The following is a 15,316-nucleotide window of genomic DNA, read 5'->3' as shown; positions in this document are numbered from 1 at the left end:
TATGTGGCGTTATTTATTTGATTTATCTAGTTCTGAAATCTTTTTATTCGCATCACTAGCGTTTGCTGGCATTTTCTTACTGCTTTTTGGAAAACTCAGAAAAAAAGAATCCCCTTCCAGCTCCAAATCAAAACAAGGATCTGGTTCCGAAGACCCTTCCAATACGAACTCAGGAAAACCAAAAAAAGATCCAAAATCTACAAAAGACAATAATCTAAAGGTGATGGAAATTTTTGATTATAATGGAATCAAAATCCTCCACCAAGACGGAGCTTATACGGTCAATGACCAAGGAGTCGTTAGCAACTATATGAATTGGAACCTACTCCCTTCCAAATACCAAAAAATGGTCAAAGAACTAGACAATCGGTCGTTAGGTGAAAAAGGGGAAGATTATTTTTTAGAAATGATCAATGGATTCTATTATGTGTCACTACCGGGTGGAAAGAAAAAAAAATACGATTCCATCCAAAGTATCCCGGCTGACATTCGAAAACGATTAGGTGTTTGAGTTTTAAGTAGAAAGAATCTCTACTTTGTTTTTTACCTTCACTTTAGGTTTGTTTTGTTCTAAATTACGTTTTCTTTCTTTTTCTTCCCGATCACGAAGAAGACCTTCCTCCAAAACTTTTTTAGGAGGTTTTTTTAGATCCCAAACAATCCCAAACCAACTCAGAACTTTCAAAATATAGTAAGATATATCAACCTCATACCAATAGAAACCTTGGTTTGCCGATGAGCAGTAATAATGGTGATTGTTATGCCAACCTTCTCCCATAGTAAGAAGGGCAAGCCATAAATTGTTTTTACTTGTATCGCGTGAATCAAACCGGACAGACCCATAAACATGGGAAAGAGAATTGATCGTCCAAGTAGCATGCCCTAAAAAGAAAGTGGAAACAGCATAACCATACACAAGCCAACCCCAACCGCCAATGGCATAAAGTAAAACCGCATAACTCAAAGGAGCAATCCAATGGTAACGATCGAGGATACGTAGCTCTGGATATTTATAAAAATCAGGGATTAGTTTGGATTCATAATCATTGTAATCGTTTCGTAAAAACCAAAACATATGGGAATACCAAAACCCTTTTCGGCTAGGGGAATGAATGTCCTTTTCTGTATCAGAATACTTGTGGTGGTTTCTATGATGAGCCGCCCACCAAAGAGGTCCTTTTTGCATAGCCATCGCACCAATCCATGCCAAAACAAATTGAAAAACCCGTGAAGTTTTGAATGAGGCATGAGAAAAGTAACGGTGGTAAGCAGCCGTAATTCCAAACATACGAAGGAAATAGGAACCGACAGCCACCCAAACCAAAGATAAGGAAAATGGAACCGTAAAGACAGTAAGAACCGTGGCTTGGACTAAAAAGAACAAAATCAGGAAAAGAAATGGTGCTTGTTCTTTGACAACAGGTGTGACAGTAGAGGGAGAAGAATTCATCAGATAAACCTACTTGTTTGTGTCCCCCAAAGCTCTTTGGTTGCAAAAAAATTCATTCTACTTGATTCCCGATTTGCCTGTAGCACCCTGTCCATATACCCATGTCATCGAAAATCGTTGTCCAAAAATACGGTGGAACCTCCGTGGGAGACACCACTAAAATCCAAAATGTGGCCAAACGTATCAAACGTTACCACGACGAAGGCCAGAAAGTTGCCGTTGTTGTTTCTGCAATGGGACATACTACTGACGAACTTGTCGATTTGGCTGACCAGATTTCTAAGAACCCTCCCAAACGAGAAATGGATATGTTGCTTTCGACGGGTGAACAAGTGTCGATTGCTCTTCTCGCCATCGCTCTCAATGAACTGGGAGTTCCTGCTCAATCCTTTACTGGTTCTCAATTAAAAATATTAACCGATGGAAATTTCTCCAACGGGAAAATCGAAATGATTGATCGCTCTAGGATCGATGAAGCATTTAACAAAGGGAAGGTGGTAATTGTTGCCGGTTTCCAAGGAATCGATAAAGACGAAAACATTGTGACCCTTGGTCGCGGAGGAAGTGATACTTCTGCAGTGGCTCTTGCCGCCGCTCTCGGTGCTGATGAATGTGAAATTTATACAGATGTTGATGGTGTTTACACTGCCGACCCAAGAAAAATCGCAACAGCAAAGATGCACAAACAAATCACTTATGAAGAAATGTTGGAACTCGCAAGCCTCGGTGCAGGAGTACTTCATTCTAGAAGTGTTGAGTTAGGTATGAATTATAACGTGGTCATTCACGTTCGATCCAGTTTCCACGACAAACCGGGAACTTTAGTGATGAGTGAGGATAAAATTATGGAAAAGATGAAAGTGAGTGGAGTTACCGCAAAAGGTGACCAAGCCCGAGTGACCATTGCTGACGTAAAAGACAAACCGGGAATTGCAGCAGAATTATTTACTCAATTAGCAAATAAAGATGTGATTGTTGACGTGATTGTTCAGTCATCACCAAGAGATGGAATCAATACCATTTCCTTCACGATTGCCAGAAAAGACATTGCTGCCGCAAAACCGATCATTGATGCCTATGCAAAAGATCATGGAAACGGTAAAGCCGAGATCGATGAAAATATCTCTATTGTTTCAGCAGTTGGTGTGGGAATGAAATCCCATGTGGGTGTTGCTGCAAAGATGTTCCAATCACTTGCAGAAAAAAACATCAATATTGAAATGATTTCCACATCCGAGATCAAAATTTCCTGCGTCATCAAACAAAACCAAGCAGAAGATGCAGTAAAGGCTTTACATACAACCTTCATCGGGTAAATTTACGACCGTATGCAAAAAGGATCACGAATGTCTCGATTTTTCGTTTTGTTTTTTGCATCGGTTCTTGCCGTTAGCTTTCTTTTTTTCCCTCTCGTAAGTTTAAATTCTTACGAATCTTTAAATGCGGTTCTTGCCATCGTTGGACCCAAATCCATTTCCACTTTGGACTATGAAGAAGGAATTGAACGTTATAAAAACCTTTCTCGTTTTTTCCCCAGCTACCGTAAAAAAGGATCTCTCCATTCCCAGGTCATCGACTTTTTAATCGATAGGGCTGTGGTCGACAATGCCGCCGATGAAGAATCCATCCAGGTGAATGAAAAACGAATCGAAGCTGAAATCCAAAAGAGGATGGAAGCCCAAGGGATCACCGATCTAGAACAATTTAAAAAATCGGTTCAAAGCCAATTCAATTTACCTTATGATGTCTGGTTAGAGGATTTACCTTACCAAATCAAAAAAGGCCAACTCCTTCAAATTAAGGTGAGTCCACCACTACCTTCCGAACAAGAAGTCCAAGCATGGTATAACAAAAACAAGGCGAAAGTAGGATCAGAGTTTAAATTTCGAGAAATTACACTTTCTCCTACCAATGCCTCCATTGACGAAGAAACAAGGGTTTTCAACGAACTCACTGAAATTAGAAATAAATCGCTAAAAGATCCTTCTTTCTTTAAACTAGTGGCCTCAGGCCCAAGAAATGAATCTCGTTATCGTCTGAATGGAGGTTTGGTTAATTGGGTTCCAACCTTTGAATTGTACAAAACCCAACCCATCACAGCATCTGTATTAACACAAGTTGGTGGGCCAGGAAAAATTTCAGAAGTTTTTAGAGATGATCGCAAACGTTATTGTATTGTTTTGATTGAAGGGATGAGACCCACTCCACTAGATGCGGTCAGAAAAGGAATTCAAGGATTTCTATTTCGAGAAAAAGAACAAACTTCATTCGAAGATTGGGTTTCTACAACTCGTAAAAATACGACCATTTCTATCTTTGATCCTATTTATATCAAAGAACATAACATAAGTAATCCTGAAGAAAAATACAATACAGACTAATGATGAGCCGGAAAGACTATAACCCAAGTTTTGCGGTAGTTTATTTAGACTCCCTTTCCATTCAATTTCTAAATCAAAACTTTAAAGTTGAGTTATGGGAAGAATTTATCAATCGTTTGATCAAAGTTTTTCCAGGAATCCAGATCCATATCAATTCTGACTCCTCTCTTTCTGAAAAACTAAACTCATCTGCTCTTAAAAACCAGTTTCAAATACATACGAATGTTTCCAAAGAATATGAGTTTTTACTCAAACTTGGTTCTTTGTTGCCAGAATCAAAATTCAAAGATCCAGAATGGGATGAAGTCTGTTTCCTATACTTTACTGGAATCTCTCCACTGCTTGACCTTGAACTCACAGAAAAAGCTTGGGTTCGACACAAAAACTTTTTTAGCCAATATTCTTATTCGGAAAATTTACCACCGGGACTTTCTCCCACAATCATCACACGGGAATTTTTAACCTCTTTACCCGATACATTAACAACAGATATCCATTCCTTTTTTTTAAAAAACATCAACCAATATGATGTAGATATATTTTACCAAGCACCGGACCTCCGCCAATTACGTTTGGACTTTCGTTTGGCATCTTATCGTTCCTTAACTCTGATCCAAGGTTTGTTATCTCTCGGAAACGAGTTAACTTACGAAAACTTACTTCCGAAATTAAAAGAAAATCCAGAGTTATTTCGCAGTGCCCCTTCCTACTTTGAATGGGAAATTTATAAGGGATGTGAACTTAAGTGTACATTTTGTCCGCGCGAGTTTGCAGACTTAACCAATGATGGAAGTTTTGTTTCTTTAGAAGATGTAAAAAAAACAATTTCCAAACTCAATGCAGAACTCACTTCTCCAATTACCATCAGTCTTACAGGGAATGGAGAACCTCTCCTCCATCCAGAATTTCAGTCGATTGTCATTGAAATTTTAAAATTAAACTCTTTAACAGAACTCATTATTGAAACAGCACTCTACACAAATGTAGAATCATTACGCTCACTCATTGATCATTTAGATTCCTCACAAAAGGAGAAACTTTGTATCATTGTTAATGTAACCACTTTAAAACCAGAAGTTTACAGATATTTATATGGAAAACAAGAACTAGATAAAGTTCTCACCACAATTGATGTACTTTCAGAAAAACTTCCGAAACAATCCTTACATGTTCAAATGATCAAAATGAAAGAAGTAGAAGAGGAAATAGATCCATACTTCACTTTCTTTGAGAAAAAAGGAATTAACATCATTTTACAAAAGTACAATACCTTTGCAAAAAAACTCCCAGAACGAAGGGTGAGTGATCTCACTCCTATTCACAGAGATTTTTGTTGGCATTTAGTTCGAGATTTATCTATTTCTGTAGATGGCAGCGTATCTATTTGTAAACAAAACCAAACAGAAGTGATTGGAAATTTATATTCAGAATCTTTAAAGGAAGTTTGGCGAAAGGGACTCGACTTTTTTAAATTCAGTTTTGATGGAAACCATGAAAAAATCCCTGCTCCTTGTTTGAACTGCGATGAATGGTATACTTTCAACGCGTGATTGTTTTGCCTTCATCCAGGCAAGACTCGGATCCACAAGATTTCCCCAAAAAATCCTAAAATCAATACCAGAAACTTCTAATACTTCTGTTTTGGATCATATTCACAACAGGCTCTCTACTATTTTTCCAAAAGAACAAATCGTATTTTTAATTCCAGAATCTGATTTTGATCTCATTACTTTTTTAAACAAAAGAAATTATCAATATTTTGCAGGATCCGAATCCGATGTAAGAGATCGCTATCGAAAGGCTAGCATTCATTATAAAGCCAAACATATCTTTCGCTTAACGGGCGATAACCCTTTCATTGATCTCGAATCGATTCGATATTTGTTGGAAGCAATGACAATAATCCCTGATACTTATTACAGTCTTTCAATGGTTGGACTGCCTTTGGGTATGGGGGTAGAGTGTTTTTCGACAGAATCTCTTCTTTATGAAACAGGGGAACCCATTCCAGAAAGATATACAGAACATGTTTCTTTACATATCAAAGAGTTTCCAGACATTCACAAACAATATAGACTTCATCCTCCCCACCTATCTCCATTCACTGAAGTAGATCTTGGACCTCTTCGCATCACGGTAGATGACCCTAAAGATTATGAGATGATTTGTAAACTATGGGCGGAGTTAGGAGAGAAAGACCCTTTTTTTAGTGCAAAGGATGTGATTCTTTTCGCAAAAAAAAATCCTAAAATTTTTGCGATCAATGCATCTGTAGAACAAGTCACCTTCCAACTACCGAAAGTGAATCGAGAATCAAAAAAAGTGAGGATCGTCTATGCAGATCCTAGTATATTTGGAACAGGACATTGGGAACGTTGTAAATCTTTATCTGTATTTTTGGAAATCAATGGATACGATGTTGCACTTTCTTTAGAACCCGATTCTCTTTCTCCAAATCTTCCCCACATCTTAGATCTCAGGGAAAATGAATTCCCGTTAACAAATCAGTTTTATATTGATAATACAAACCATTTACCTACAGAACCCAATTCCAGTTTCTTTTTACCGAACCCTGTTGCACCAATGTTTGAAACTGATTCGATATCTTATTTTAGTTCCCCACTTTCTACCATGGATTGGAACCAAGTTACCCTTCCGGGAAAAGTCCTTGTTTATGCTGGTAATCTAAATTCGGAAGACTCAAAACAAATTGATAACTTTTTATTACAATTTTTGAATCAAAAATCGAAAAATGATTCGCATAACATAAACTCAGTGACACGTATCGGAGGAAGTCCACCACTTGATGCAAAAATTGAATATCTTTCTCGGGTTTCTTATACCCAGTTTCTAAGAGAAATTCAATCAGCAGAATTTGTTCTGACTTATTTTGGTCAAACCATGATGGAATCCGCTGCCAAAGGAAAAAATGTTTGTTTAGTCGGAATTACACCCATACACGAATCTCTCGGAAAATTTGCAGAACAAAAGATGGGAATTCCTTACTTAGGATCTTTAACTTCTTTAAATCAAATCACAAAATTTCCTGACGTTTTTCCAAGTCCAAATATAAAATTAGTTCGCGATGCTCACTTAAAAATTTTGAAATGGTTAGAAACAATTTATGAAAGCTAAAATTCAAATTTTAATAATCTGTTTTCTTCTCTTTGGTTCTTTACACTCTATCTTTTCACAAACAGAGGATAAAGAAACGATCGAAATCAATACAAAGATTGAATTAGAAAAAGTAAGCCGTAACATTATCAACGCACTTCGTTATGGAAGATTTGTTTTAGCTGATACTGAATGGAAAAAAATCCAATCTGATTTATACAAATCCTATCCTGAATATGACTACTTAAACGGCAGTCTTTTATACTCTCGGATGGAATGGCAAGAAGCAAAGGAAAGTTTAAACAAAGCTCTAAAAAAAGAACCCAACCATGAAGCAGCCAGTTTCCTACTAGGAATGATTTATGCACAAGAAGACAGTTGGTCCGAGGCAAAAGATACATGGATGGAAACCAATCAAATTTCACCTTATAATCCTTTTTATCATTATAATTTAGGCCTTGCCTATTTTATATTAAAAGATTATAACAACGCAATTTTATCTTTAAACAAGTCTTTAGAATATAAAGCAAACTATAACGAAGCTAAACTCATTTTGGCAAAAACTTATTTAGAACTCAATGAAACAGAAAAAGCTAAAATAGAACTCACTACTATTTTAGAACAAGATCCAAAACATATACAGGCTTCTCATTTAATGGGTCGTGTGGTTTATTCTACAGAAAAAGATCCTAAAAAATCCCTAACCTATTTAAAAAACCCAAGGTTTCTTGGATGGAGAGAAAAAAAAGTATTCGCAAGATGTTATTTTGAAATTCGCAAATGGAGAGATGCCGAAAACTTACTTAGGCCAATCGCCTACTCTCCGTTTGCTGATGAATACGACCAAAGTTTTTATTTGAATTTACTTTTGAATTTAGGCTACGATGAAAGAGCAAACGACTTCTTTCATTTCATTCAAAAACAATCACAAAACGAATCCAAAATAGCAGAAGCATATAGAATGTTACTCTCTTCCCGTGAAGGAAAAGATTTACTCTATCATTATTTCAAACTTCGATACTAGTTTGTTTAAATACGATTTAGTCACAAATGAGAATCTAAATGATAGATTCTCATTCTTAACACTAATTTATTTAACTTAAGAAACGACGATATCGGTTTTGGCTTGGGTGTATTTCCACTCTACAGCCACACGAATGAGTTTTTCGTTTTCCGTAATGCTGAGTTTGGATTTGATCCGTGATCGCAAGGTCTCAATGGTAGAAGGTGCAAGCCCCATATTGGCTGCAATTTCTTTTACCGGCATACCTTCTCCAATCATTAGAAACACTTCTAATTCACGATTAGACAATCTGTCGATAGGATCTTTTTCGTCTTTTTGAGAAGCTCTGTACAAATGCCCCAATAGACGGGTAGCTTGTGAAGAACTTACAAAATAATCACCTTTGAGAACTGTATGAATGGCTTCAACGATTTGAGTGGTTGTGTCTTCTTTGAAAACATACCCCATCGCACCTAATTTAAAAGCACGATCAACAAAAGTATCATCCGTCAACATACTAATGATGATGACGGCGATATTAGGAAAAGTTGTTCTAAGGCGTTTGAGTAACTGCAAGCCGTTTTGATTTTGTTTGAGTTGGATATCAATCAATACCAAAGTTGGTTGCAGTTGTTCTATATCGTTAAATGCTTTTTCAATATTATCCGCGCTCCCAATGCACTCTAAATCTTCCGACTTAGCAATTAAGTTTTGTAGTGCATCTACTACAAGAGGGTGGTCATCAACGATATAGACTTGTTTCTTCATATTTTCCGGCTCTAAGATTCTTTTAAAGCTGTGATCATCTCTTGAGTTGCTTTTTTACCATCGCCAAACAACATCAAACAGTTGTCAGCAATGAAGAGTGGGTTAGGCACTCCAGCAAATCCTGGACTGAGGGAACGTTTGATGACAACTACCGTTTTTGCATTTCCTACATCCAAAATCGGCATACCAGCAATTGGTGATTTTGGATCTGTTTTTGCAAGTGGGTTCGTTACGTCATTTGCACCATTAACGATCACAACATCAACATTTTCGAAAGTACTATTGATCTCGTCCATCTCTTTCAATCGATCATAAGGAATATCTGCTTCAGCAAGTAATACGTTCATGTGACCAGGCATACGACCTGCAACAGGATGAATTGCAAATGTTACATCAATACCACGAGCTGTTAACAATTGGTATAAATCTCTTACAGTATGTTGGGCTTGTGCTACAGCCATACCATAACCAGGGACAATCACTACACTTCTTGCTACATCTAATAGCATCGCCACTTCTTCTGCACTGGTTGATTTGACTTTACCTGAGTAAAAATCGCCATCATCTTTCATTTCTGTAGCGACAGCCCCGAATCCACCGAATAAAACATTCGTCAAACTACGATTCATCGCTTTACACATGATTTGTGTTAGAATGATTCCAGAAGCACCTACAAGGGAACCTGCGATAATTAGAACATTATTATTAAGAACAAATCCTGTTGCCGATGCTGCAATCCCTGAATAGGAGTTAAGAAGTGAAATCACAACCGGCATATCTGCCCCACCGATCGGGATCACAAGGAAAACCCCAAGAAGTAAACTCACACCACTTAAAATCCAATAGATTGATTCATCTGTTGGTTCTAAACATCCATAAACAGCAAGTCCAACGGAAGTAAGACCAACCAAAATTTTTACAAGTTGATCACCTGGATAACGAACTGCTTTTTCTGTAATGAAACCTTGTAACTTACCAAAAGCAATAAAACTTCCTGAGAAAGTAATCCCACCAACAATCGCTGAGAAAACTATGGAAACAATTTCTTGGTAATTCACGGAAGTTGCGTAAGCAGGAATGGCAAGTTGTAAGGCAGCACCTGCTACAAAAACAGAAGCAATCCCACCAAATCCATTGAGGACAGCAACAAGCTGTGGCATGGCAGTCATTTGGATTTTGATCGCAAGGATCACACCAATAAGAGAGCCAACGAGAACTCCTACGAGGATCCAATCATAAGTTAAGATGGCTTGGTCAAATAAAGTGGCAACTACTGCAATGAGCATACCCAAAGCACCGAGTAAATTTCCTCTGGTTGCCGTTTTTGGGTGTGCGAGTTGTTTGATTCCAACAATAAAAAGTATGGAAGCTACAAGATAAGATAGGTTAAGAATACTGAGTAAATCCATTATTTCGGTGTATCCTTCTTCTTAAACATTCCGAGCATTCTATGAGTGACGAGAAACCCACCCACTACGTTGATTGTAGCGAAAATAACAGAGAGGAGACCCAAAATTTTGGTGATGTTACTCTCTTGGATTCCGGCCGCATAGAGGGCACCGATTAAGGTAATGCCGGAAATGGCGTTCGAACCCGACATAAGTGGGGTGTGGAGGATGGGAGGGATTTTTGTGATGATTTCAAATCCCACGAAGATCGCTAGAACGAAAATCGTGACGGCTGTAACAAATATTTCCATAAACTAGTAGTAGTTATGGAAAAAATGGCCATTTTGGAAACAATATTTTCAGGAAATTTACCCAAACTGAGGCCCTATCTCAATACAGACAGGTTCCTTAAGGGCCAATTTCGCTAAAATTCTTAAAGAAATTGAGGGGGTTACAATCAGAAAAGATCCGCAATCGGTAACTTTTCTTTTTGAACCAACAAATGTTGGCCTTGGCTGATTTGGATCATTCATTGCAGTCCTCTACCTTAGGGCGTGGAGATCTGAAACTTCCTATAACATTAGTTTGATGAATTTGTCACAAATTTACATCAAATAGAAACCAATCATCAAAAAACTAATGAACGTTTACGAATATCGCTTTTTTTCTGGAAATGATTACTCCCTAAACACCAAGGATTTGTTAGCTTTTTGTTTTGACAAATTATCCAGAACTAATACAAATTTTTATTGGTTCTGGTTATGCGATTTTATTTATTTCTCATTGTTTTTCTCTGCAATTGCCAAGTGAGTTGGTATCACACTCGTGTTTCGCCTGGTTCTGATACGGAACTTCCCATTTCTCAAGGACCGAATCTTCTAAACGAACCCGGAACCTCTTGTTTTTTTTCCATAATGAAGTTTCAAGAATCAGGTTCCATAAATGAATCTGGACAAGGAAATGTATCCTTTATCGATTCTCAGTTTATAGAAAATATCCGAACCAATTTAAAACTTAAAAATACGAATGTAAGGCATATCAAACAAATCCATAACATTCCCAAATCTTGGCCCTACATCAAAGAATTAGAATCCTTCCGGACAAATAAATCCTTCGAAAGATTTAAAGAAATTCAAAACATGAATGCAGACCCCCAAGATAAAAAAACCTTACTTAAGTATGCGGAAATTATAGATGCAGATACTTTTTTATATACCGATGATCTTTCACTTTTATTTCATCAAATAGAAAACTGTGACACATATTATAACTTATATTATACAAAAAGAGAAAAAGACCATCATAACCTTGTTTTGTTTTTAGTATCTCTCGGAATCATTCCGACTGTGAATTATGAAAACCATTATTTCGCTGTATTTAAAAGAAAGTCCCTCGAAATAAAACCAACAATCACTACATATAAATTTGGATATAGAAGGCTTCTTTCCTGGCTTCTTCTACCAACATTTAATTTTTTCAATGAAGTCGAAAATTACAACAAGGATTACCGATTTGTTGATCATACAAAAGATCAATTTTTAGCAGCACTGGAAAACAAAAATAGCCAACCTTTGCCGATCAAACGATTGAATCCAGTGTATGGTGATGTTTTGGGAGGATCTTATACATCAGATTCCGACTTATTCAAAACACAAATCCCTGTGGATAAACGTTATGCGGTAATTCGTGACGGGAAAAAAAATGTAAGTTTCTTTGATCCCATCCATGGACTTTTTAAAATCCAAGCCATCAATGTGAATGAAAAAATACATTCAGACATCATCACCGATGGGATTGAAAAAACTCTAAGAACTTTTATCACAACCAATCTCATTGATAAAATCAAAAAAACCTATCCTAGGTCCGGAATCATCCATGAAATTTACACACCCGAGTATCGGGATGGAACTTATACCTTTACTTTGGAAATTGCAAAACCGGAACCAGGAAAAGACGAGTTCAAAAAAGAATACTTTGTGTTCTCTTGTTTTAAATCTCAAAGCCAGATTTATATTCTATCGAGAAGTTTGCCAAATGAAACAGGTTTGGACGTATTACCAAAGTTAGCAGAAACGAGTATTTTAGATTTTTACCCCCAAGTTCAGTTCCAATCCAAATACATAGAACCAAAACCACTCGATTTAGATGTCGCGACAAACGACGGAAAGAAAAGAAATACAAACGACAATGACGATGAGGATGAGGATGATGACGACGAAGAAGAGGAAGGAGAAGAACTTGCCGGAGGCGGTGGTGGTGGAGGGGGGGCCGGTGCAGAAATTGACCTCGGCGGACTATTTTCCCTCTTAAAAGAAAGGGCCTACATCCCTAGAGGGAAAATGGATATCAAACCAGGACGGTTTAAGTTTAATAATGCCCGTTTCAATGCACCAAAGTTCAATACAGGATCTAAGTTTCATATCAAACCAGGAAGAACCAAAAACTTTTCGAGCCCCGCCAAGTGGCGAAAATAAAATGATTACTGGTTGCCAGAAAACCTACTTGTAATATTAATGGTTACAAGTAGCCATGGCCATTCCCAGTCGGTATTCTGTTGCGATTCACATTCTGACCATTTTAGAAATGGATGGAGAGGCATCTTCAGAAGAAATTGCAGGTTCTGTTGGAACCAATCCAGCCATCATACGGCTACTCATTGGAAAGTTAAAAAAGGCTGGGATCATCAACGTACGCCAAGGGGTAAAAGGATCCTCTTTATCTAAGCCAGCAAAAGAAATCAATTTACTCAGTGTTTACAGAGCGATCGAAAATGAAAATGCTTTGTTTCTTTTACACGAATACCCCAATCCCCAATGCCCTATCGGGAAAAACATCCAGGCCTCCCTTTCTGGAATTTTAGAAGAAGCACAAAAGTCGATGGAAAACAAATTATCTGAATACAACCTAACGGATGTAAGTTCAGAAATTCGACATCGGATGGAATCAGACAAAAGGCAATTGAAGAAAAAAAATGCATAAACTTTTAAAATTTACCCAAGATGTAATCATGTAAGTTACAACAAAACAATTAATAGGAGATAAAAAAATGAAAATTACATTAATCGGAGCCACAGGTTTTATTGGAAGTAAAACCTTAGAAGACAGTTTGAATAGAGGACATCAAGTAACAGCAGTTTTACGTGACCCTAACAAACTAAAATTAGAACATCCAAACTTAAAAAAAGTGCAAGGTGATATCTTTGATACAGATGGTTTGTCTAAAATCATAGCAGGTTCAGATGCTGTTTTAGATTCTTACAATCCAGGTTGGACCGATCCAAAAATTCGAGAAAACATGATCAATGGATCTTTATCCATTCTCAATGCAACAAAAAAGGCCGGAGTGAAACGAGTGATTGTTATGGGTGGGGCTGGATCTTTGGAAGTAGAACCCGGCGTTCAACTCATTGACACACCTCATTTTCCAAAAGAATACTTTGAAGGAGCTGATGGTGCTAGACAGATACTAAACCACCTTCGATCTGAAAAAGATTTGGATTGGACCTTTCTTTCTCCTTCTGCCATCATCGAACCAGAAGGCGCAAAAACGGGAAACTACCGTGTATCGAAAGAATCGCTTCTTGTGGATACAAATGGACAAAGCCATATCTCACTCGCTGATTTGGTAAAAGCTTTTGTGGATGAACTAGAAGATAACAAACATATCAAAGGTAGATTTACTGTAGGTTATTAAATCGATTGATTTGAAATGCATTCCTGATATTGAGCATAAGGTTTTTGCGAATGCATTTCAAATTTAATTTGTCAGATCCCTTACTTATACTTCATGAGGAAAGCATCGGTAGTTCCTTGTTTAATTTGGTTATCAATATTTCCATCGGTGAAACCAGAAAAATATAAAGTTCCATATCGATCGGCAGATATCCCTCTACCGTATAGTGTGGAACCACTACTACCTGAATTACGAGTCCAAATTAAATTTCCATCTCCATCATATTTAGATAAGTAAGTATCTTGAACACCGATCCGAGAGACACCATTGAGATTTCCTGTTGTGTACCCAGTCGTGTAAATATGAAACGCGTTGTCTGCGAAAACTTGACTGCCACTTGTCATCGAAGTTCCTCCCCCACCCAAAAGACGAGTCCAAAGTTTATCGCCCGTTATACTATATTTAACAAGAACTTGCACAGTAGTTCCTTCTTTAGTTTGACCATCTAAATTACCGTTGGTTTCTCCCGTGACATAAACCGATCCTTTTTTATCAACAGACAGTGCGCTGATGTTTGTAGAGGCTGCTCCACCGGGCACTCCGAGTAGACGAACCCATTGACTGGCACCACTGGTATTAAAAGCAATTAGATAGGAATCAGTAAGGCCACCCGGTAATCCATTTCCGAAAAAAGTTCCCGCTCCATAAATTTGCCCAACAAGAAGAATCTGCCTAGAATAAGAATCATACTGAACTTGTAATCCATTTGAACTTGGACCACCATTATCGACTAGTCTCGTCCAAACATAGTCCCCATTACGATTGTACTTGAATAAGAATGTATTTCTTCCACCAGTAGCCGTTTCACCGTTAATCACTTGTTCTTCGGTATTTCCGGTGATATAGACGTTTCCTTCTGGATCAGTGGTAATGCCAGATCCTAAGGTTTCACTTCCAGTCGGAAAGATTCTCGTCCATAAGACAGCTCCAGAAGGGTTGAGCTTGATGAGTAAACTTCCCGCACCGATAGCTGGAAGTTCGTTGAAAGGACCTCCTGAGGAACCTATAATATAGAGATCACCAAAAACATCTATATGGACAAGTTCCGCATAGGTTGTTGCTGCTCCCAGACTTCCCATCTGCTTGAGCCAAACCACATTTCCCGCACGATCATATTTTGCTATAAAGAGATCAGTAGAAGAGGATATTTTAGTTTGCCCTAACAAAGAAGCACCGGTAGTACCTACGGAGTAAATATAACCATTTCTTTCGGTGATGGTTGATTGTGAATAGGTTTGGGTACCACCGGTTTGTCCGAGTAATCTTGTCCATTCTTTAATACCTTGGTTGTCTTGTGGGATTTCAATGCATTCCTTATCTTCTAAAAAACAACGAAGGATTTGCATTTCCCAAAAGTCTTTCGAACGAAAATCGGAAGGGTTATTAAATGGTAAGGCTTTACATTGCCAGAAAAAAAAAAGAAGTAAAATGATAACAGATCGCATTCGTTTACAGAATCCTATTATCTTAGGATTCAAA

General features: G+C 37.6%; 14 protein-coding genes. 9 read left to right on the top strand and 5 right to left on the bottom strand.

Annotated elements, in window-relative coordinates; translation table 11 throughout:
• Position 1: 1 nt before the first annotated feature.
• The gene (locus CH361_RS03660) at positions 2-511 is read left to right on the top strand and encodes a hypothetical protein (protein WP_100789497.1); all 510 of its coding nucleotides are present in this window, start codon (positions 2-4) and stop codon (positions 509-511) included.
• A 3-nt stretch (positions 512-514) separates the two neighbouring features.
• Here CH361_RS03660 and CH361_RS03655 read toward each other — a convergent pair whose 3' ends face one another.
• On the bottom strand, positions 515-1,450 hold the full coding sequence (locus CH361_RS03655; RefSeq protein ID WP_100789496.1) for an acyl-CoA desaturase: 936 nt from the start codon (positions 1,448-1,450) through the stop codon (positions 515-517).
• Positions 1,451-1,551: 101 nt separating this feature from the next.
• Here CH361_RS03655 and CH361_RS03650 point away from each other — a divergent pair, with 101 nt between their 5' ends.
• Genes CH361_RS03650 through CH361_RS03630 form a run of 5 tightly spaced genes read left to right on the top strand, consistent with a single transcriptional unit; the run spans position 1,552 to position 7,969 of the window.
• Positions 1,552-2,766 carry an aspartate kinase gene (locus tag CH361_RS03650; RefSeq protein ID WP_100789495.1) on the top strand — a complete coding sequence of 405 codons (1,215 nt, stop codon included), beginning with the start codon at positions 1,552-1,554 and terminating at the stop codon, positions 2,764-2,766.
• 30 nt (positions 2,767-2,796) lie between these two features.
• Entirely contained in the window at positions 2,797-3,831 is a 1,035-nt protein-coding gene (locus CH361_RS03645) for a putative peptidyl-prolyl cis-trans isomerase (protein WP_244279546.1), read from the top strand.
• Positions 3,831-5,381: a spiro-SPASM protein gene (locus CH361_RS03640; RefSeq protein WP_100789493.1), complete on the top strand. Its 1,551-nt coding sequence runs from the start codon at positions 3,831-3,833 to the stop codon at positions 5,379-5,381. The genes CH361_RS03645 and CH361_RS03640 overlap by 1 nt, the downstream gene beginning before the upstream one ends.
• Positions 5,356-6,966, top strand: a complete 1,611-nt coding sequence (locus tag CH361_RS03635; RefSeq protein ID WP_100789492.1) for a cytidylyltransferase domain-containing protein — start codon at positions 5,356-5,358, stop codon at positions 6,964-6,966. Before CH361_RS03640 ends, CH361_RS03635 begins: the two co-directional genes overlap by 26 nt.
• Complete coding sequence (locus tag CH361_RS03630; RefSeq protein ID WP_100789491.1) at positions 6,956-7,969, top strand: tetratricopeptide repeat protein; 1,014 nt, start codon at positions 6,956-6,958, stop codon at positions 7,967-7,969. The genes CH361_RS03635 and CH361_RS03630 overlap by 11 nt, the downstream gene beginning before the upstream one ends.
• A gap of 75 nt (positions 7,970-8,044) precedes the next feature.
• Here the strand turns inward: CH361_RS03630 and CH361_RS03625 are convergent, their stop codons facing one another.
• Genes CH361_RS03625 through CH361_RS03615 form a run of 3 tightly spaced genes read right to left on the bottom strand, consistent with a single transcriptional unit; the run spans position 8,045 to position 10,415 of the window.
• On the bottom strand, positions 8,045-8,716 hold the full coding sequence (locus tag CH361_RS03625; protein ID WP_100789490.1) for a response regulator transcription factor: 672 nt from the start codon (positions 8,714-8,716) through the stop codon (positions 8,045-8,047).
• 11 nt (positions 8,717-8,727) lie between these two features.
• Entirely contained in the window at positions 8,728-10,125 is a 1,398-nt protein-coding gene (locus CH361_RS03620; RefSeq protein ID WP_100789489.1) for an NAD(P)(+) transhydrogenase (Re/Si-specific) subunit beta, read from the bottom strand.
• A complete protein-coding gene (locus CH361_RS03615; RefSeq protein WP_039937055.1) occupies positions 10,125-10,415 on the bottom strand; it encodes an NAD(P) transhydrogenase subunit alpha part 2 in 291 nt (96 codons plus the stop codon). The genes CH361_RS03620 and CH361_RS03615 overlap by 1 nt, the downstream gene beginning before the upstream one ends.
• Before the next feature lie 450 nt (positions 10,416-10,865).
• On the opposite strand from CH361_RS03615, the gene CH361_RS03610 reads away from it, so the two are divergent.
• From CH361_RS03610 to CH361_RS03600, 3 genes are all read left to right on the top strand, one after another.
• Positions 10,866-12,578 (top strand): hypothetical protein, encoded by a 1,713-nt coding sequence (locus CH361_RS03610; protein ID WP_100789488.1) that lies wholly within the window; start codon positions 10,866-10,868, stop codon positions 12,576-12,578.
• Positions 12,579-12,633: 55 nt separating this feature from the next.
• Positions 12,634-13,083 carry an Rrf2 family transcriptional regulator gene (locus CH361_RS03605; RefSeq protein WP_100789487.1) on the top strand — a complete coding sequence of 150 codons (450 nt, stop codon included), beginning with the start codon at positions 12,634-12,636 and terminating at the stop codon, positions 13,081-13,083.
• A 67-nt stretch (positions 13,084-13,150) separates the two neighbouring features.
• Positions 13,151-13,798 (top strand): NAD(P)-dependent oxidoreductase, encoded by a 648-nt coding sequence (locus CH361_RS03600; RefSeq protein ID WP_100789486.1) that lies wholly within the window; start codon positions 13,151-13,153, stop codon positions 13,796-13,798.
• Between the two features lie 80 nt (positions 13,799-13,878).
• On the opposite strand, the gene CH361_RS03595 is transcribed toward CH361_RS03600, so the two are convergent.
• Positions 13,879-15,282 (bottom strand): SBBP repeat-containing protein, encoded by a 1,404-nt coding sequence (locus CH361_RS03595; RefSeq protein ID WP_100789485.1) that lies wholly within the window; start codon positions 15,280-15,282, stop codon positions 13,879-13,881.
• Positions 15,283-15,316: the final 34 nt, after the last annotated feature.

Source organism: Leptospira brenneri, from assembly GCF_002812125.1.
Lineage (GTDB): Bacteria > Spirochaetota > Leptospiria > Leptospirales > Leptospiraceae > Leptospira_A > Leptospira_A brenneri.
The sequence above is the reverse complement of the archived record's forward strand: the minus strand, read 5'-3'. Positions and strand labels throughout refer to the sequence as shown.

Excerpts from the sequence above, each read along its gene's own strand:
- CH361_RS03660 (WP_100789497.1), top strand. The coding sequence starts at position 2 with ATGTGGCGTTATTTATTTGATTTATCTAGTTCTGAAATCTTTTTATTC.
- CH361_RS03655 (WP_100789496.1), bottom strand. The coding sequence starts at position 1,450 with ATGAATTCTTCTCCCTCTACTGTCACACCTGTTGTCAAAGAACAAGCA.
- CH361_RS03650 (WP_100789495.1), top strand. The coding sequence starts at position 1,552 with ATGTCATCGAAAATCGTTGTCCAAAAATACGGTGGAACCTCCGTGGGA.
- CH361_RS03645 (WP_244279546.1), top strand. The coding sequence starts at position 2,797 with ATGTCTCGATTTTTCGTTTTGTTTTTTGCATCGGTTCTTGCCGTTAGC.
- CH361_RS03640 (WP_100789493.1), top strand. The coding sequence starts at position 3,831 with ATGATGAGCCGGAAAGACTATAACCCAAGTTTTGCGGTAGTTTATTTA.
- CH361_RS03635 (WP_100789492.1), top strand. The coding sequence starts at position 5,356 with ATGAATGGTATACTTTCAACGCGTGATTGTTTTGCCTTCATCCAGGCA.
- CH361_RS03630 (WP_100789491.1), top strand. The coding sequence starts at position 6,956 with ATGAAAGCTAAAATTCAAATTTTAATAATCTGTTTTCTTCTCTTTGGT.
- CH361_RS03625 (WP_100789490.1), bottom strand. The coding sequence starts at position 8,716 with ATGAAGAAACAAGTCTATATCGTTGATGACCACCCTCTTGTAGTAGAT.
- CH361_RS03620 (WP_100789489.1), bottom strand. The coding sequence starts at position 10,125 with ATGGATTTACTCAGTATTCTTAACCTATCTTATCTTGTAGCTTCCATA.
- CH361_RS03615 (WP_039937055.1), bottom strand. The coding sequence starts at position 10,415 with ATGGAAATATTTGTTACAGCCGTCACGATTTTCGTTCTAGCGATCTTC.
- CH361_RS03610 (WP_100789488.1), top strand. The coding sequence starts at position 10,866 with ATGCGATTTTATTTATTTCTCATTGTTTTTCTCTGCAATTGCCAAGTG.
- CH361_RS03605 (WP_100789487.1), top strand. The coding sequence starts at position 12,634 with ATGGCCATTCCCAGTCGGTATTCTGTTGCGATTCACATTCTGACCATT.
- CH361_RS03600 (WP_100789486.1), top strand. The coding sequence starts at position 13,151 with ATGAAAATTACATTAATCGGAGCCACAGGTTTTATTGGAAGTAAAACC.
- CH361_RS03595 (WP_100789485.1), bottom strand. The coding sequence starts at position 15,282 with ATGCGATCTGTTATCATTTTACTTCTTTTTTTTTTCTGGCAATGTAAA.